Annotated in this window: 19 protein-coding genes; 14 read left to right on the top strand and 5 right to left on the bottom strand. The window is 55.4% G+C overall.

The features are described from left to right. The first annotated feature begins 6 nt into the window (after positions 1-6). From eutC to eutR, 4 genes are read left to right on the top strand one after another with little or no spacing between them, the layout of a single operon-like run. Positions 7-903, top strand: a complete 897-nt coding sequence (gene eutC, locus LDB27_RS06340) for an ethanolamine ammonia-lyase subunit EutC (RefSeq protein WP_000372336.1) — start codon at positions 7-9, stop codon at positions 901-903. 9 nt (positions 904-912) lie between these two features. Continuing rightward, a complete protein-coding gene (gene eutL, locus LDB27_RS06345; protein WP_001111053.1) occupies positions 913-1,572 on the top strand; it encodes an ethanolamine utilization microcompartment protein EutL in 660 nt (219 codons plus the stop codon). A gap of 12 nt (positions 1,573-1,584) precedes the next feature. Further along, a complete protein-coding gene (gene eutK / locus LDB27_RS06350; RefSeq protein ID WP_000606266.1) occupies positions 1,585-2,079 on the top strand; it encodes an ethanolamine utilization microcompartment protein EutK in 495 nt (164 codons plus the stop codon). 47 nt (positions 2,080-2,126) lie between these two features. Beyond that, positions 2,127-3,179 carry an HTH-type transcriptional regulator EutR gene (gene eutR / locus LDB27_RS06355; RefSeq protein WP_000753665.1) on the top strand — a complete coding sequence of 351 codons (1,053 nt, stop codon included), beginning with the start codon at positions 2,127-2,129 and terminating at the stop codon, positions 3,177-3,179. 99 nt (positions 3,180-3,278) lie between these two features. Here eutR and hemF read toward each other — a convergent pair whose 3' ends face one another. Together hemF and amiA are read right to left on the bottom strand one after the other, a co-directional pair. Continuing rightward, a complete protein-coding gene (hemF, locus tag LDB27_RS06360) occupies positions 3,279-4,178 on the bottom strand; it encodes an oxygen-dependent coproporphyrinogen oxidase (protein ID WP_000801324.1) in 900 nt (299 codons plus the stop codon). Between the two features lie 2 nt (positions 4,179-4,180). After that, a complete protein-coding gene (gene amiA, locus LDB27_RS06365) occupies positions 4,181-5,050 on the bottom strand; it encodes an N-acetylmuramoyl-L-alanine amidase AmiA (RefSeq protein WP_000102880.1) in 870 nt (289 codons plus the stop codon). A gap of 212 nt (positions 5,051-5,262) precedes the next feature. Between amiA and LDB27_RS06370 the strand changes: the two genes are divergently transcribed. The 10 genes from LDB27_RS06370 to cysM all read left to right on the top strand — a co-directional run bounded on the left by LDB27_RS06370 (position 5,263) and on the right by cysM (position 13,782). Next, positions 5,263-5,688, top strand: coding sequence for a GNAT family acetyltransferase (locus tag LDB27_RS06370; protein WP_000406008.1), 426 nt, complete (start codon positions 5,263-5,265; stop codon positions 5,686-5,688). Beyond that, positions 5,675-6,124, top strand: a complete 450-nt coding sequence (locus LDB27_RS06375) for a DUF2919 domain-containing protein (RefSeq protein WP_000842940.1) — start codon at positions 5,675-5,677, stop codon at positions 6,122-6,124. The genes LDB27_RS06370 and LDB27_RS06375 overlap by 14 nt, the downstream gene beginning before the upstream one ends. Before the next feature lie 61 nt (positions 6,125-6,185). Further along, on the top strand, positions 6,186-6,761 hold the full coding sequence (locus LDB27_RS06380; protein WP_000838967.1) for an RpoE-regulated lipoprotein: 576 nt from the start codon (positions 6,186-6,188) through the stop codon (positions 6,759-6,761). Between the two features lie 94 nt (positions 6,762-6,855). Beyond that, positions 6,856-7,755, top strand: coding sequence for a porphyrinogen peroxidase (gene yfeX, locus LDB27_RS06385; protein ID WP_000084583.1), 900 nt, complete (start codon positions 6,856-6,858; stop codon positions 7,753-7,755). A gap of 237 nt (positions 7,756-7,992) precedes the next feature. Further along, positions 7,993-8,784 (top strand): SDR family oxidoreductase UcpA, encoded by a 792-nt coding sequence (gene ucpA / locus LDB27_RS06390; protein WP_000517460.1) that lies wholly within the window; start codon positions 7,993-7,995, stop codon positions 8,782-8,784. Between the two features lie 157 nt (positions 8,785-8,941). Continuing rightward, positions 8,942-9,958, top strand: coding sequence for a thiosulfate/sulfate ABC transporter substrate-binding protein CysP (gene cysP, locus LDB27_RS06395; protein ID WP_000290270.1), 1,017 nt, complete (start codon positions 8,942-8,944; stop codon positions 9,956-9,958). After that, positions 9,958-10,791, top strand: a complete 834-nt coding sequence (gene cysT, locus LDB27_RS06400) for a sulfate/thiosulfate ABC transporter permease CysT (protein ID WP_000881746.1) — start codon at positions 9,958-9,960, stop codon at positions 10,789-10,791. Before cysP ends, cysT begins: the two co-directional genes overlap by 1 nt. Further along, positions 10,791-11,666: a sulfate/thiosulfate ABC transporter permease CysW gene (gene cysW, locus LDB27_RS06405; RefSeq protein ID WP_000852713.1), complete on the top strand. Its 876-nt coding sequence runs from the start codon at positions 10,791-10,793 to the stop codon at positions 11,664-11,666. The genes cysT and cysW overlap by 1 nt, the downstream gene beginning before the upstream one ends. Beyond that, the gene (cysA, locus tag LDB27_RS06410) at positions 11,656-12,750 is read left to right on the top strand and encodes a sulfate/thiosulfate ABC transporter ATP-binding protein CysA (RefSeq protein ID WP_000021072.1); all 1,095 of its coding nucleotides are present in this window, start codon (positions 11,656-11,658) and stop codon (positions 12,748-12,750) included. The genes cysW and cysA overlap by 11 nt, the downstream gene beginning before the upstream one ends. A 120-nt stretch (positions 12,751-12,870) precedes the next feature. Beyond that, the gene (gene cysM / locus LDB27_RS06415; RefSeq protein WP_001093877.1) at positions 12,871-13,782 is read left to right on the top strand and encodes a cysteine synthase CysM; all 912 of its coding nucleotides are present in this window, start codon (positions 12,871-12,873) and stop codon (positions 13,780-13,782) included. Between the two features lie 32 nt (positions 13,783-13,814). On the opposite strand, the gene LDB27_RS06420 is transcribed toward cysM, so the two are convergent. The 3 genes from LDB27_RS06420 to ptsJ are packed head-to-tail and all read right to left on the bottom strand — an operon-like array spanning position 13,815 to position 16,277. Continuing rightward, a complete protein-coding gene (locus LDB27_RS06420) occupies positions 13,815-14,192 on the bottom strand; it encodes a YfeK family protein (RefSeq protein ID WP_000710731.1) in 378 nt (125 codons plus the stop codon). 58 nt (positions 14,193-14,250) lie between these two features. After that, complete coding sequence (locus tag LDB27_RS06425; RefSeq protein WP_001263743.1) at positions 14,251-14,970, bottom strand: GMP synthase; 720 nt, start codon at positions 14,968-14,970, stop codon at positions 14,251-14,253. 14 nt (positions 14,971-14,984) lie between these two features. Next, positions 14,985-16,277, bottom strand: a complete 1,293-nt coding sequence (gene ptsJ, locus LDB27_RS06430; protein WP_000565102.1) for a transcriptional regulator PtsJ — start codon at positions 16,275-16,277, stop codon at positions 14,985-14,987. Positions 16,278-16,337: the final 60 nt, after the last annotated feature.

A 16,337-nucleotide genomic window follows, 5' to 3' on the forward strand; every position in this document is an offset into this window, starting at 1 on the left:
AACACCATGGATCAAAAACAGATTGAAGAAATTGTACGTAGCGTGATGGCGTCAATGGGACAGGACGTACCGCAACCCGCCGCGCCGTCAACGCAGGAAGGCGCAAAGCCGCAGTGCGCCGTGCCGACGGTGGCCGAAAGCTGCGCGCTGGATTTAGGTTCTGCGGAGGCAAAAGCCTGGATTGGCGTCGAGAACCCGCATCGTGCGGACGTGCTGACCGAACTGCGTCGCAGTACTGCGGCACGTGTCTGTACGGGTCGTGCCGGGCCGCGTCCACGTACCCAGGCGCTGTTGCGCTTCCTGGCGGATCACTCCCGTTCGAAAGACACCGTGCTCAAAGAAGTGCCGGAAGAGTGGGTAAAAGCGCAAGGGCTGCTGGAGGTGCGTTCGGAAATCAGCGACAAAAACCTGTACCTGACGCGCCCGGATATGGGGCGTCGCCTGAGCCCGGAAGCCATTGACGCGCTGAAGTCACAGTGCGTGATGAACCCGGATGTGCAGGTAGTGGTCTCCGATGGCCTCTCTACGGATGCGATCACCGCCAACTATGAAGAGATCCTGCCGCCGCTGCTTGCCGGTCTGAAGCAGGCCGGGCTGAACGTCGGCACGCCGTTCTTTGTGCGCTATGGCCGCGTGAAGATTGAAGATCAGATTGGCGAAATTCTCGGCGCGAAGGTCGTCATCCTGCTGGTGGGCGAACGTCCGGGGCTGGGGCAGTCGGAAAGCCTTTCCTGCTACGCCGTCTATTCCCCGCGCGTGGCGACCACCGTCGAGGCCGACAGAACCTGTATTTCAAACATTCATCAGGGGGGGACGCCGCCAGTAGAAGCCGCCGCCGTGATTGTGGATTTGGCCAAACGGATGCTGGAGCAGAAAGCGTCCGGCATCAACATGACCCGTTAAGGAGACATCATGCCTGCATTAGATTTGATTCGACCTTCAGTGACTGCCATGCGCGTGATTGCCTCCGTGAATGACGGCTTTGCGCGGGAACTTAAATTACCGCCACATATCCGTAGCCTCGGACTCATCACGGCAGATTCTGATGATGTGACCTATATTGCCGCTGACGAAGCGACAAAACAGGCGATGGTGGAAGTAGTCTATGGCCGCTCCCTCTATGCCGGGGCGGCTCACGGGCCGTCGCCGACCGCCGGTGAGGTGTTGATTATGCTGGGCGGACCGAACCCGGCGGAAGTGCGCGCCGGTCTGGATGCGATGGTGGCGCATATTGAAAATGGGGCGGCGTTCCAGTGGGCGAACGATGCGGAAAATACCGCGTTCCTGGCGCACGTGGTTTCGCGTACCGGCTCGTACCTCTCATCTACCGCAGGTATTGCGCTGGGCGATCCAATGGCCTATCTGGTGGCGCCGCCGCTGGAAGCGACATTCGGCATTGACGCGGCGATGAAATCCGCTGACGTTCAACTGGTGACTTACGTGCCGCCGCCGTCGGAAACCAACTATTCGGCCGCGTTCTTAACGGGAAGCCAGGCCGCGTGTAAAGCCGCCTGCAATGCCTTTACCGACGCCGTGCTGGATATCGCCCGTAACCCTGTCCAGCGTGCGTAACGGAGGCTGCCAATGATCAATGCCCTGGGATTACTGGAAGTGGACGGAATGGTCGCCGCCGTCGATGCGGCGGATGCCATGCTGAAAGCGGCCAACGTGCGTTTGCTCAGTCATCAAGTGCTCGACCCTGGCAGGCTCACGCTGGTGGTAGAGGGCGATCTGGCGGCGTGTCGTGCGGCGCTGGATGCCGGAAGCGCCGCCGCGCAGCGCACAGGCCGTGTGATTAGCCGCAAAGAAATTGGTCGTCCGGAAGAGGACACCCAGTGGCTGATTGGCGGGTTTGCGCGTGCGACAACGCCGACTGAGAAAGCGCCCCAGGTACCCGCAACGCCTGAGTTCGCTGAAGCGTTACTGGCGCTGCTAGCATCAGTACGCCAGGGAATGACGGCGGGAGAGGTTGCCGCGCATTTTGGCTGGCCGCTGGAGCAGGCCAGAAACGTGCTGGAACAACTCTTTTCTGACGGAGCGTTGCGTAAACGCAGTAGTCGCTATCGCATCAAAAATTAATCTGTCGGAGGGCCGGGCGTCCTGGCGGGCGTCCGGCATAGAAGATCATGAAAAAGACCCGTACAGCGAATTTGCACCATCTTTATCATGAAGCGTTACCCGAAGACGTTAAACTTACGCCCAGAGTCGAGGTGGACAATGTTCATCAGCGACGGACGACGGATGTCTATGAACATGCTCTGACTATCACCGCCTGGCAGCAGATCTACGATCAGTTACACCCGGGTAAATTTCATGGCGAGTTCACGGAAATCCTGCTTGATGAGATTCAGGTGTTCCGTGAATACACCGGCCTGGCGCTGCGTCAGTCGTGTCTGGTTTGGCCAAACTCTTTCTGGTTTGGTATTCCGGCGACACGCGGCGAACAGGGATTTATCGGCGCGCAGGGGCTCGGCAGCGCCGAGATTGCCACCCGACCGGGAGGCACCGAGTTTGAACTGAGCACGCCGGATGATTACACCATTCTGGGCGTCGTTATCTCGGAAGATGTTATTTCCCGTCAGGCCACGTTTTTGCATAACCCGGAAAGGGTGCTGCATATGCTGCGTAACCAGTTAGCGCTGGAGGTAAAAGAGCAGCATAAAGCGGCGCTGTGGGGCTTTGTGCAGCAGGCGCTGGCCACCTTCAGCGAGAGTCCTGAAACCCTGCATCAACCTGCGGTGCGTAAGGTCTTGAGTGATAATTTGTTGCTGGCGATGGGCACGATGCTGGAAGAGGCGAAGCCGATTCATAGCGCCGAGAGCATCAGCCATCAGGGATATCGTAGGCTACTGTCGCGGGCGCGGGAATATGTGCTGGAAAATATGTCGGAGCCGCTGACGGTGCTCGACTTATGTAACCAGCTACACGTAAGCCGTCGCACGCTGCAAAATGCGTTTCACGCCATTTTGGGCATTGGCCCCAATGCGTGGCTGAAACGTATTCGCTTAAACGCAGTACGCCGGGAACTGATTAGCCCGTGGTCGCAGAGCGCCACGGTCAAAGATGCCGCGATGCAGTGGGGATTCTGGCATCTGGGGCAATTTGCCACCGATTATCAGCAATTATTTGCCGAAAAACCATCGTTGACGCTGCATCAACGGATGCGGCAATGGGCTTGATGGCATTCTTGTGCCGGATGCGACGCTTTGCGTCTTATCCGGCCTACGGGGCGGTGCCGTTGTGGTTGTAGGCCTGATAAGCGTAGCGCTATCAGGCAATTACACCCAGTCGCGTACCTGAATAAACTCGCTCAGCGCCGCTTCCGGGCTACCCGCTTCTGGCTGCCAGTCGTACTCCCAGCGCACCAGCGGCGGCATCGACATCAGGATAGATTCAGTGCGCCCGCCGGTTTGCAGACCAAACAGGGTGCCTCTGTCCCACACCAGGTTGAACTCCACGTAGCGCCCGCGGCGATAAAGTTGAAAATTACGCTCCCGCTCGCCCCAGACCATCGCTTTGCGTCGTTCGACAATCGGTAAATACGCCTGGGTGTAGCCGTTACCGACCGCCTGCATAAAAGCAAAACAGTGGTCGAAATCCGGCGTATTCAAATCGTCAAAAAAAAGGCCGCCAACGCCGCGCTGCTCGTTACGATGCTTGAGGAAAAAGTAGTCGTCGCACCACTTTTTATAACGCGGATACACATCGTCGCCAAACGGCTGGCACAGGTCGCGGGCGGTGCGGTGCCAGTGAACGGCATCCTCTTCAAAGCCGTAGTAGGGCGTTAAATCGAACCCGCCGCCAAACCACCACACCGGATCGGCGCCCGGTTTTTCGGCAATAAAAAAGCGCACGTTAGCATGGCTGGTGGGAATATACGGATTGTGCGGATGCACCACCAGCGATACGCCCATCGCTTCAAAACTACGCCCGGCCAGTTCTGGCCGATGCGCGGTGGCGGACGCGGGCATTGCATCGCCGTGAACGTGAGAGAAATTAACGCCCGCCTGTTCGAAAATCCCGCCGTTGCGTAATACCCGGCTGCGTCCGCCGCCGCCCGCTTCGCGTCGCCAGCTATCTTCGACAAAGTTTGCGCCATCCGCAGCGGATAACTTTTGGCAAATATCATCCTGCAGGCGTAGCAGAAACTGTTTTACGTGATGTGCATCGGGTTTCATGATTACCGTTTCTTCGTGTGTGCTTTCTGATTATCAAACCAGTGAAAATAACTGATGATGCCGTTGGCGATCGCCGTAGCGATTTTCTGGCGAAACGCCGTCGTGCCCAGCAGGCGTTCTTCTTCCGGATTGGTAATAAACGAGGTTTCGACCAGTACCGACGGAATTGACGGTGATTTTAGCACCACGAAAGCCGCTTGTTCGGTAGTGCGGCTGTGTAATTTATGTATAGGTTTGATTTTCTTGAGAATATGCGAACCCAGCGTCAGACTGTTTTTAATCGTATCGGTTTGCACCAGATCAAACAAAACTTGTTGTAATAGATGATCCCGGTCAGTGGCTTTTTTACCCGCCACTTCGTCCGCGCGGTTTTCACGCTCGGAGAGATACTTCGCCATGGCGCTACTGGCCCCGCGGTTGGAAAGCGCAAAAACGGAAGCGCCCGCCGCTTTCGGATTGGTAAAACCATCGGCATGAATGGACATAAACAGATCCGCGCCGTGCTTATGGGCGATTTCCACCCGATCGTACAGCGGAATAAAGGTATCCCCTGTCCGGGTTAAACGCGCATCGATTCCGTGATTTCGCAAAATAGCGCGCACGTTTTTGGCAATTGCCAGCACGACGTGTTTTTCCTGAGAACCGTTGCGGCCAATCGCGCCGGTATCGATGCCGCCGTGTCCGGGGTCGAGCATCACCAGCCGTTTACTGCCGGTTTTTTTGGTTTTGGGTTTGCTGTGACCATTACTGGTTTTTAGCGTTTCTTCTTTGGCTATTGCGTGCGACATACCTGACAGCGTCAGGGCCGCCAGACCTGTTTTGAGTACCTGGCGGCGCGATGTGAGAGTTTTTAGGAGTTTAAAAGTGCTCATACGGCCTGAGTTGTGAAAATTAAGTTCAAGATGTTATATCGTATCGCGTAATCCGTTACGACGGTTGGTGATGAGAATTGTTTTACTTTTCATTTCAATACGTGACACATCGCCATTATGCCATTTTTTCCGCTACATCGCGTCAGATATTGGCTGAATCAGATGTTTGCGCCATAATCTTGGTTTTTCCACCCGAAAAGGCAACGAATACCATGGAAATACGCGTTTTTCGCCAGGAAGATTTCGAAGAGGTGATTACCCTCTGGGAGCGTTGCGACCTGCTGCGTCCATGGAACGATCCTGAAATGGATATTGAACGCAAGGTGAATCACGATGTCAGCTTGTTCCTCGTTGCGGAAGTTAGCGGCGAAGTTGTCGGTACGGTAATGGGCGGTTATGACGGGCATCGCGGCTCGGCGTATTACCTGGGCGTTCACCCGGAGTTCCGCGGGCGCGGCATTGCGAATGCGTTGCTTAACCGGCTGGAAAAAAAACTCATCGCCCGCGGGTGTCCGAAAATCCAAATTATGGTGCGTGATGATAACGACGTTGTGCTGGGCATGTATGAACGTCTGGGGTATGAGCATTCTGACGCCCTAAGTTTGGGTAAACGCCTGATTGAAGATGAAGAGTACTGAGTTTCATCCAGCCGATTATGATGTACACGGACGTTTACGCCTGCCGTTTCTGTTCTGGTGCGTACTGCTACTTCAGGCGCGCGCCTGGGTACTCTTTGTCATTGCCGGTTCATCCCGTGGACAGGGTAATACTTTGTTAAACTTTTTTTATCCCGACCATGACAATTTTTGGCTGGGGCTGTTGCCCGGCGTTCCGGCGGTAGTGGCGTTTTTACTCAGCGGGCGGCGTGAAGCGGTTCCTGGTGTGTGGCGCTGGCTGCGCGGACTCCTGATCCTCGCTCAACTGGTGTCGTTGTGCTGGCTGCCGGTGATGTGGCTGGGTGGCGACCCGGTCAACGGCGTCGGGCTGGCGCTGCTGCTGGCGGACATCGTCGCGCTGATCTGGCTGTTAACCAATCAACGTTTGCGTGCCTGTTTTTCCCTTGAGAAAGAATAACGGCACTTTTTGGCGAACCCGCACTCCAACCAACGTTAATTAATAAAAGAAAGGAAGTGAGATGAAATCGCTGCGTTTGACTTTACTCGCACTGCCGCTGGCGCTGACCGGCTGCTCGACGCTCTCCTCGGTCAACTGGTCTGCCGCAAATCCATGGAACTGGTTTGGTTCCTCGACAGAAGTTACTGAGCAAGGCGTGGGAGCGTTGACCGCCGCCACGCCGCTGGAAGAGCCGGCTATTGCAGAGGCATTAGATGGCGATTATCGCCTGCGTAGCGGTATGAAAACCGATAACGGTAACGTGGTGCGCTTTTTCGAAGCGATGAAGGGCGACAATGTCGCGATGGTGATCAACGGCGAGCAGGGAACCGTGAGCCGTATTGATGTGCTGGACAGCGATATCCCAACCGCCGCGGGGGGCAAAATTGGTACGCCGTTTAGCGACCTTTACAGCAAAGCGTTTGGTCACTGCGAGCCGGTTTCCAGCGATAGCCATACCAGCGTCGAATGTAAAGCCGAGGGAAGTCAGCATATTAGCTATGTTTTCTCCGGCGAGTGGAGCGGACCGGAAGGCTTAATGCCTCCTGATGACATCTTAAAAAACTGGGACGTGCGCAAAATTATTTGGCGTCGTTAATTTGCGCCTGAACAAACCGCTTCGCTTAAAAACAAGGTAAAATAGCCTCCATTAATGCCACGACTGCGTGGCATTCTCATTTTCAGGAGGAATCATGTCTCAGGTTCAAAGTGGCATTTTGCCGGAACATTGCCGTGCGGCAATTTGGATTGAAGCCAATGTAAAAGGCGACCTGGACGCCCTGCGCGCGGCCAGCAGAACATTTGCCGATAAACTGGCGACCTTCGAAGTCAAATTTCCGGACGCCCATCTTGGGGCCGTTGTGGCGTTTGGCAACAACACCTGGCGCGCCCTGAGCGGCGGCGTCGGGGCGGAAGAACTGAAAGATTTTATTCCTTATGGTAAAGGGCTGGCGCCGGCCACGCAGTATGACGTGCTGATCCATATCCTTTCCCTGCGCCACGATGTGAATTTTTCTGTTGCCCAGGCGGCGATGGAAGCCTTCGGCGACTGTATCGACGTGAAAGAAGAAGTTCACGGCTTCCGTTGGGTGGAAGAACGCGATCTGAGCGGCTTTGTCGACGGGACAGAGAACCCAGCGGGCGAAGAGACGCGTCGTGAAGTGGCGGTGATCAAAGATGGCGTGGATGCCGGCGGCAGTTATGTGTTCGTGCAGCGTTGGGAACACAATCTCAAGCAACTTAACCGGATGAGTATCCACGATCAGGAGATGATGATCGGGCGTACCAAAGAAGCCAATGAAGAGATTGACGGCGATGCGCGTCCGGCAACGTCTCACCTTAGCCGCGTGGATCTCAAAGAAGATGGCAAAGGGCTGAAGATTGTGCGCCAGAGCCTGCCATACGGTACCGCCAGCGGTACTCATGGTCTCTATTTCTGCGCTTACTGCGCACGTCTGCACAATATCGAACAGCAGCTTCTGAGTATGTTCGGCGATACCGACGGTAAACGCGACGCGATGCTGCGCTTCACCAAGCCGGTAACTGGCGGCTACTATTTTGCGCCGTCGCTGGATCGCCTGTTAGCGCTATAAGGTAAAACCCTGTCGGATGGCAGCGCAAACGCTTTATTCGACCTACGATTGGTAGGACTGATAAGCGCAGCGCCATCAGGCAGAACAGCATAAAAATGCCCATCCCCGCCTCCGCGGGGATTTTTTTACCTAATATTTACCTGAATTAGTGAGCTATTCCTCAGCACTTATTTGTTATTACTGTATTTTCAGTGTTAATGGAGTGTAAGACTCCATATTCAAAAGGAGACATTGAAAATGGGTAAACTCACGGGCAAGACAGCATTGATTACGGGCGCATCGCAGGGCATTGGCGAAGGGATCGCTCGCGTATTCGCACGCCACGGCGCGAACTTAATCTTGCTGGATATCTCCGATGAGATTGAAAAACTGGCGGATGAGCTGGGCGGGCGCGGGCATCGCTGTACTGCCGTTAAGGCTGACGTCAGAGATTTTGCTTCGGTGCAGGCGGCGGTTGCGCGCGCCAAAGAGACTGAAGGTAGAATTGATATTTTGGTGAATAACGCTGGCGTGTGCCGTCTGGGCAACTTCCTCGATATGAGTGAAGAAGATCGCGATTTCCACATTGATATTAATATTAAAGGTGTCTGGAACGTCACCAAAGCCGTCCTGCCGGAGATGATTAAACGTAAAGATGGCCGCATTGTGATGATGTCTTCCGTCACGGGAGATATGGTGGCGGACCCGGGTGAAACGGCCTATGCGCTGTCAAAAGCCGCCATTGTCGGTTTAACCAAATCGCTGGCGGTAGAATATGCGCAGTCCGGTATTCGCGTGAATGCCATTTGCCCCGGTTATGTAAGAACGCCGATGGCGGAAAGCATTGCCCGTCAGTCTAACCCTGACGATCCGGAATCGGTATTAACGGAAATGGCAAAAGCCATTCCGCTACGCCGCCTTGCCGATCCGCTGGAAGTAGGGGAACTGGCGGCATTTCTGGCTTCCGATGAGTCCAGCTATCTTACCGGAACGCAAAACGTCATTGATGGCGGCAGTACCCTGCCTGAAAGCGTGAGCGTAGGCGTCTGATTGATGCCGGTCTCCTCCCCGCGCCGCGTGGGGAGGGATTCTCTTATTCCCTTTTCAACTTTCAAATCATCAAACGGTATATAAAACCGTTACTCCTTTAGCGCTGGTTATAAATATGATGACCATAAGAAAGTCATTAAATTTATAAGGGTGCGCAATGGCCGTTAACTTACTGAAAAAGAGACCCCTGACGCTGGCAGCAATGCTGTTACTGGCAGGGCAGGCGCAGGCAACGGAGCTGCTGAACAGCTCATACGATGTCTCCCGCGAGCTGTTTGCCGCCCTTAACCCGCCGTTTGAGCAACAATGGGCGAAGGATAACGGCGGCGATAAGCTGACGATTAAGCAGTCTCATGCCGGGTCATCAAAACAGGCGCTGGCGATTTTGCAGGGGCTGAAGGCAGACGTCGTGACCTACAATCAGGTGACCGACGTACAGATTCTTCATGATAAAGGCAAACTGATCCCTGCCGACTGGCAAAGCCGTCTGCCGAACAACAGTTCGCCATTCTATTCCACGATGGGCTTCCTGGTGCGCAAGGGGAACCCGAAAAATATTCACGACTGGAGCGATCTTGTACGTTCCGACGTGAAGCTGATTTTCCCTAACCCGAAAACCTCCGGCAACGCCCGTTACACGTATCTGGCGGCATGGGGCGCGGCGGATAACGCGGACGGCGGCGATAAAGCCAAAACCGAACAGTTTATGACCCAGTTCCTGAAAAACGTCGAAGTGTTTGATACCGGCGGTCGCGGCGCTACGACTACCTTTGCCGAGCGTGGTCTGGGCGATGTGCTGATTAGTTTTGAATCGGAAGTGAACAACATCCGCAAACAATATGAAGCCCAGGGATTTGAAGTGGTGATCCCGAAAACGAACATTCTTGCTGAATTCCCGGTTGCCTGGGTGGATAAAAACGTGAAGGCCAACGGCACAGAAAAAGCCGCCAAAGCTTACCTGAACTGGCTGTATAGCCCGCAGGCGCAGACCATCATCACCCATTACTACTACCGCGTGAATAACCCGGAAATCATGGGCAAGCAAGCAGATAAATTCCCGCAGACCGAACTGTTCCGCGTGGAAGACAAGTTTGGTTCCTGGCCGGAAGTGATGAAAACGCACTTTGCCAGCGGCGGCGAGCTGGACAAACTGTTGGCGGCGGGGCGTAAGTAATGCTTGCCGTTTCTTCCCGACGCGTGCTGCCCGGCTTTACGTTAAGCCTCGGCACCAGTTTGCTGTTTGTCTGCCTGATCCTGCTGTTGCCGTTGAGCGCGCTGGTGATGCAGCTCTCACAGATGAGCTGGTCGCAATACTGGGATGTCGTGACCAACCCACAGGTGGTGGCTGCTTATAAAGTGACGCTGCTGGCGGCATTTGTGGCGTCGATTTTTAACGGCGTGTTTGGCCTGCTGATGGCGTGGATTTTAACCCGCTACCGTTTTCCAGGGCGCACGTTACTGGATGCGCTGATGGATCTGCCGTTTGCGCTGCCGACAGCGGTGGCGGGGTTAACGCTGGCCTCGCTGTTCTCAGTGAACGGTTTCTACGGTCAGTTTCTTGCGCAGTTTGATATCAAAGTGACCTATACCTGGCTCGGTATTGCGGTAGCGATGGCCTTTACCAGCATTCCATTTGTGGTACGAACCGTCCAGCCGGTACTGGAAGAGCTGGGGCCGGAATATGAAGAAGCGGCACAAACGCTGGGGGCCACCCGCCTGCAAAGTTTTCGCAAAGTCGTGCTGCCTGAGCTGTCGCCTGCGCTGATTGCCGGCGTGGCGCTCTCTTTTACCCGTAGCCTGGGCGAGTTTGGCGCGGTGATTTTTATCGCCGGAAATATCGCCTGGAAAACAGAAGTGACCTCGCTGATGATTTTTGTGCGTTTGCAGGAGTTTGATTACCCCGCCGCCAGCGCCATTGCCTCGGTGATCCTTGCGGCATCACTGCTGCTGCTGTTCTCAATTAACACTCTGCAAAGTCGCTTTGGTCGACGTGTGGTAGGTCATTAATGGCGGAAGTGACTCAATTGAAGCGATACGACGTCTCCCGCATTAACTGGGGAAAATGGTTTCTGATTGGCGTCGGGATGCTGGTTTCGGCGTTTATCCTGCTGGTGCCGATGATTTACATCTTCGTGCAGGCGTTCAGCAAAGGGTTAATGCCGGTACTGCAAAATCTGGCCGATCCGGACATGCTGCACGCTATCTGGCTGACGGTGTTGATTGCCTTGATCGCAGTGCCGGTGAATCTGGTGTTCGGCATTCTGCTGGCGTGGCTGGTGACGCGCTTTAACTTCCCCGGACGTCAGCTACTGCTGACCCTGCTGGATATTCCCTTTGCCGTCTCGCCGGTGGTGGCCGGTCTGGTTTATCTGCTGTTTTATGGCTCCAACGGCCCGTTGGGCGGCTGGCTGGATGAGCATAATTTGCAAATGATGTTCTCCTGGCCGGGGATGGTACTGGTCACTATTTTTGTCACCTGTCCGTTTGTGGTGCGCGAACTGGTGCCAGTGATGCTCAGCCAGGGCAGTCAGGAAGATGAGGCGGCGATTTTACTGGGCGCATCCGGCTGGCAAATGTTTCGCCGCGTGACGTTGCCGAATATTCGCTGGGCGCTACTCTACGGCGTGGTATTAACCAACGCCCGCGCGATTGGCGAGTTTGGCGCGGTGTCGGTGGTGTCCGGCTCGATTCGCGGCGAAACGTTATCGCTACCGTTACAGATTGAATTACTGGAGCAGGACTACAACACCGTCGGCTCCTTTACCGCCGCCGCATTGTTGACGCTAATGGCGATTATTACCCTGTTTTTGAAGAGCATGTTGCAATGGCGTCTGGAGAATCAGGAAAAACGCGCGCAACAGGAGGAAAATCATGAGCATTGAGATCGCCAGAATTAAGAAATCGTTTGGTCGTACTCAGGTACTGAATGATATCTCGCTGGATATTCCTTCCGGCCAGATGGTTGCCTTGTTGGGGCCGTCAGGTTCCGGCAAAACGACGCTGCTGCGCATTATTGCCGGGCTGGAACATCAGTCCAGCGGCCATATTCGTTTCCACGGTACGGACGTTAGCCGCCTGCACGCGCGTGAGCGTAAAGTCGGTTTTGTGTTTCAGCACTATGCGCTGTTTCGCCATATGACGGTGTTTGACAACATTGCTTTTGGTCTGACGGTGCTGCCGCGACGCGACCGCCCAACTGCGGCGGCGATTAAAACGAAAGTGACGCAATTGCTGGAGATGGTGCAACTGGCGCACCTCGCGGATCGTTTCCCCGCCCAGCTTTCCGGCGGACAAAAACAGCGCGTGGCGCTGGCGCGCGCGCTTGCCGTGGAACCGCAAATTCTACTGCTGGATGAACCCTTTGGCGCGCTGGATGCCCAGGTACGTAAAGAGTTACGTCGCTGGTTGCGCCAGCTACATGAAGAACTGAAATTCACCAGCGTCTTTGTCACCCACGATCAGGAAGAAGCGACGGAAGTGGCGGATCGGGTGGTGGTGATGAGTCAGGGCAATATCGAACAGGCTGATGCGCCGGATCGAGTGTGGCGTGAACCGGCAACCCGCTTCGTACTGGAGTTTATGGGCGAGGTGAACCGCCTGACAGGCACCGTCCGCGGCGGGCAGTTTCACGTTGGCGCGCATCGCTGGCCGCTGGGTTATACGCCCGCGTACCAGGGGCCGGTCGATCTGTTCCTGCGTCCGTGGGAGGTGGATATTAGCCGCCGCACCAGCCTGGATTCTCCGCTACCAGTACAGGTCATTGAGGCCAGCCCGAAAGGTCATTATACACAGCTAGTGGTGCAGCCGCTGGGGTGGTATCACGATCCGCTGACGGTGGTGATGGCGGGTGACGACGTCCCGCAGCGCGGCGAGCGTTTGTTTGTCGGCTTACAGAACGCACGTCTCTATCATGGCGACCAGCGTATTGAGCCCCATGAGGCGCTTGCTCTTGCGGAGTCTGCCTGATAGGTTAATTTGCATAGTTATCGCCCGGTGGCGCTTCGCTTACCGGGCCTACAGCGTATATCGTGATTTTGTAGGCCGGGTAAGCACAGCGCCACCCGGCATTTTTATTGAGCTGAAAACGTGAATACATTAGAACAAACCATCGGCAATACGCCACTGGTCAAATTACAACGTCTGGCGCCGGATAACGGCAGTGAAATCTGGGTCAAGCTGGAAGGCAATAATCCAGCAGGATCGGTGAAAGATCGCGCGGCGCTATCGATGATTGTCGAGGCGGAAAAGCGCGGGGAAATTAAACCGGGCGATGTCCTGATTGAAGCGACCAGCGGCAACACTGGCATTGCGCTGGCGATGATCGCCGCGCTGAAAGGTTATCGCATGAAGCTGTTGATGCCAGACAACATGAGCCAGGAGCGTCGGGCGGCAATGCGGGCCTATGGCGCGGAGCTGATTCTGGTCACTAAAGAGCAGGGAATGGAAGGGGCGCGCGATTTAGCGCTCGCTATGTCTGAGCGCAGAGAAGGTAAACTGCTCGATCAGTTTAATAATCCTGATAATCCCTACGCCCACTACACGACCACCGGCCCGGAAATCTGGCGGCAAACGCAGGGGCGGGTAACGCATTTTGTCTCCAGCATGGGCACGACCGGCACCATTACCGGCGTGTCGCGTTTTCTGCGCGAGCAGGAAAAGCCGGTCACTATCGTTGGCCTGCAGCCGGAAGAGGGCAGCAGTATTCCGGGAATTCGCCGCTGGCCTGCGGAATATATGCCGGGCATATTTAACGCTTCGCTGGTGGATGAGGTGCTGGATATTCATCAGAATGATGCCGAAAACACCATGCGTGAACTGGCGGTGCGTGAAGGGATTTTCTGCGGCGTGAGTTCCGGCGGCGCGGTAGCGGGTGCGTTACGCGTCGCACGAGCCACGCCCGGTGCGATAGTGGTGGCGATCATCTGCGATCGCGGCGACCGTTACTTGTCTACCGGCGTGTTTGGTGAAGAGCATTTCAGCCAGGGGGCGGGGATTTAAACGAGGTGCCATCGTCGTATGGCACCCGTGTGTTATAGCGTTTTATCCGTTTCCGCAATAAGCGCATGTAAATAAGGCTGCGCGTTTTCATCGCTTTTACCAGGAATTTTAACGATATAGGGTTTTCCGGTGATGGACGACGACGACGCGACTTTATCGATAAACTGTTCGGCAGTGTCGATACGATTGCGCGTGTTACCCAGTTTTAAGCGCAGGTGCGATACGGCTTCCTCGCAGTTATGCGCATCACCGTTACGAACGAATGTCAGATCCTTTTTCTGCGCCAGCGCATTAAGCATGGCGTTAATGCGCGCTTCTTCGTGGGCGTTTAGCTTCGCCCAGGCGGGTAGGGTCAGCAGGAGCGCAACGACGGCGCAGACAATTTTCTTCATGGTAAAATCCTTTTTCATGCGAGAATCACTGCACCTCAGACCGTTAGCCGGGTAATAAGCTGCACTCCTGGTGTGGTTATTTCTGTGAGTGCGCCAGCGTGAGTTCATCCAGAAAACGCCACAGCTTTTCATTCATCTGCTGGTAATCCCATGCGCGCATCTCGGCGACCGAGCGGATAAAACGCTTCCCTTGCGCGTCGGCCAACTCCTGTTGCGAATGTTGGATTAATCCTTCAACCGCCTCGACGGTAAATTCCATATGACACTGGAAGCCGTAGACAAAATTGCCGTACTGCACTATCTGACGTGGACAGCCGGCACTTTCAGCCAGCACGGTCGCCTGATCGGTGAGTCCTGGCATATCGTTGTGCCAGTGGCCGACGGTTAACGGGGAGCCAAAGTGGGCGATAAGCGGATGCCGCAGACCGGCTTCAGTGAGCGTAATAGGGTAGTGACCAATCTCTTTTTCCGGACTTTGGCACACAGCGGCGCCCAGCGCCTCGCCAATGAGCTGCGAACCAAGACAAATGCCGATAACCATTCGCCGGGCCGTAATCGCCTGATTAATTAAGTGCTGTTCGGCGCGAGAGTCAAAGTACGGGCACTCTTCGCGGGTGGTACGCGGCGACTGCGGACCGCCAAATACCACGAGCATATCGAACTCATCGGCATTGGGCGGTAGCGCTTCTCCGACATAGACGCGCGACCATGAAATGGCATAACCGCGATCTTCAGCCCATTTCAGATAAGCGCCAGCGGATTCAAACGACTCATGGACAACAAAATGAACTCGCACGTTATTTTCTCCTGTTAGCGATTTAGCGCCTGATGGATATCAGCCGCCAGCGTGTTGATCTCGCTGTCATTTAATGTCGACAGCGTGATACGTAGACCGTGAGACGGCGCGCTTACGCCAAAGGCTTCTCCCTCACGTACCAGCCAGCCGGATTTTGCCAGCGTAAACGCGGTAGCCTGGCTATGGGTGTCCAGCGGGAGCCAGGCATTCACGCCGTCGCCGGGAGAAATGGCGATGCCATATTGCTGTAGGGCGCAGGCCAGTTTTTGTTGCCGGGCGGCGTAAAACAGCCGCGTTTGCGCCAGCCTGTGCTGATACTCAGGGTCGGTCAGGCAGGCGTAGACCAGATCCTGTAACAGATGGCTGACCCACTGACTACCGGCATTTAGCCGCAGCCGAAGTTTTGCCGAGGTCGTGCTGTCGCTGGCGACAATAGCAAGACGTAAATCGGGGCCGAGGGCTTTGGAAACGGAGCGTATCACCGCCCAGTGTTGCGTTGTCTGCGCAATAACCGGCTGCCAGGGCGACGAAGAAAGCAAGGCGAAGTGATCGTCGATAATGACCAGTACCTGAGGGTAACGCGCCAGTATATTTTGCAGCGCAGCGGCACGGCGAGCGCTCAGACTACAGCCGGTAGGGTTATGCGCGCGCGGCGTTAAGATCACTGCCCGCGCGCCCTGATTTAGCGCCTGCTCCAGCTTTTCAGGCTGCATTCCTTCGCTATCTACGCTGACCGGGCTGGCGCTAAAACCGGCATAGCGCAGCATATTGATACTGCTTAAAAAACAGGGATCTTCCACCGCGACGCTGTCGCCCGGCAGCAGATGCGCGCAAAGCAGTCTTTCGATAGCGTCGATAGCTCCGCTGGTGATATCAATTTCGCCTGCGACGGGAGTGGCATCCCGTAGCCAGCGCGCCGCCCAGGCGTGTAGTTCAGGGGAAACGGGCGCATCGCCGTAGAGATGCGGCGTGCGGTTGAGACGGGCAAAATAATGGCTGAGGTCAGGCAGACGCTGCGGATCGGGATTGCCGCCGGAAAGGTCGTGCAGAGGCGTATGCGGATCGCCGCCTTCCAGCGCTACGGGAGACGGACTGCCTTTAATCACCGTCCCATTGCGGCCTAAACTTTGCGCCAGTCCCGCCGTTATCAGCCGTTTATACGCCGCTGCGACGGTATTGCGGTTCACCTTTAATTCGTTTGCCAGCTCCCGTACCGGCGGGAGCGAATCCTCTGCCCGTAACGTGCCGGCAATAATGTGTTGACGGATACTGTCAAAAATTTCGTTAGCGGTTTTTCCGTCGATCATTATTGACCTATGACAAAATGAATTTTAGCATATGACAATGATAATGAGGCGGTAGCCTGC

The organism is Salmonella sp. JXY0409-18 (genome assembly GCF_020268625.1).
Taxonomy (GTDB): domain Bacteria; phylum Pseudomonadota; class Gammaproteobacteria; order Enterobacterales; family Enterobacteriaceae; genus Salmonella; species Salmonella enterica.

Bases quoted from the DNA above. Each gene is read 5' to 3' on its own strand.
- eutC (WP_000372336.1), top strand. From the start codon at position 7: ATGGATCAAAAACAGATTGAAGAAATTGTACGTAGCGTGATGGCGTCA.
- eutR (WP_000753665.1), top strand. From the start codon at position 2,127: ATGAAAAAGACCCGTACAGCGAATTTGCACCATCTTTATCATGAAGCG.
- ucpA (WP_000517460.1), top strand. From the start codon at position 7,993: ATGGGTAAACTCACGGGCAAGACAGCATTGATTACGGGCGCATCGCAG.
- eutL (WP_001111053.1), top strand. From the start codon at position 913: ATGCCTGCATTAGATTTGATTCGACCTTCAGTGACTGCCATGCGCGTG.
- LDB27_RS06370 (WP_000406008.1), top strand. From the start codon at position 5,263: ATGGAAATACGCGTTTTTCGCCAGGAAGATTTCGAAGAGGTGATTACC.
- LDB27_RS06380 (WP_000838967.1), top strand. From the start codon at position 6,186: ATGAAATCGCTGCGTTTGACTTTACTCGCACTGCCGCTGGCGCTGACC.
- LDB27_RS06420 (WP_000710731.1), bottom strand. From the start codon at position 14,192: ATGAAAAAGGATTTTACCATGAAGAAAATTGTCTGCGCCGTCGTTGCG.
- amiA (WP_000102880.1), bottom strand. From the start codon at position 5,050: ATGAGCACTTTTAAACTCCTAAAAACTCTCACATCGCGCCGCCAGGTA.
- ptsJ (WP_000565102.1), bottom strand. From the start codon at position 16,277: ATGATCGACGGAAAAACCGCTAACGAAATTTTTGACAGTATCCGTCAA.
- hemF (WP_000801324.1), bottom strand. From the start codon at position 4,178: ATGAAACCCGATGCACATCACGTAAAACAGTTTCTGCTACGCCTGCAG.
- eutK (WP_000606266.1), top strand. From the start codon at position 1,585: ATGATCAATGCCCTGGGATTACTGGAAGTGGACGGAATGGTCGCCGCC.
- yfeX (WP_000084583.1), top strand. From the start codon at position 6,856: ATGTCTCAGGTTCAAAGTGGCATTTTGCCGGAACATTGCCGTGCGGCA.
- cysA (WP_000021072.1), top strand. From the start codon at position 11,656: ATGAGCATTGAGATCGCCAGAATTAAGAAATCGTTTGGTCGTACTCAG.
- cysW (WP_000852713.1), top strand. From the start codon at position 10,791: ATGGCGGAAGTGACTCAATTGAAGCGATACGACGTCTCCCGCATTAAC.
- cysP (WP_000290270.1), top strand. From the start codon at position 8,942: ATGGCCGTTAACTTACTGAAAAAGAGACCCCTGACGCTGGCAGCAATG.
- cysT (WP_000881746.1), top strand. From the start codon at position 9,958: ATGCTTGCCGTTTCTTCCCGACGCGTGCTGCCCGGCTTTACGTTAAGC.
- LDB27_RS06375 (WP_000842940.1), top strand. From the start codon at position 5,675: ATGAAGAGTACTGAGTTTCATCCAGCCGATTATGATGTACACGGACGT.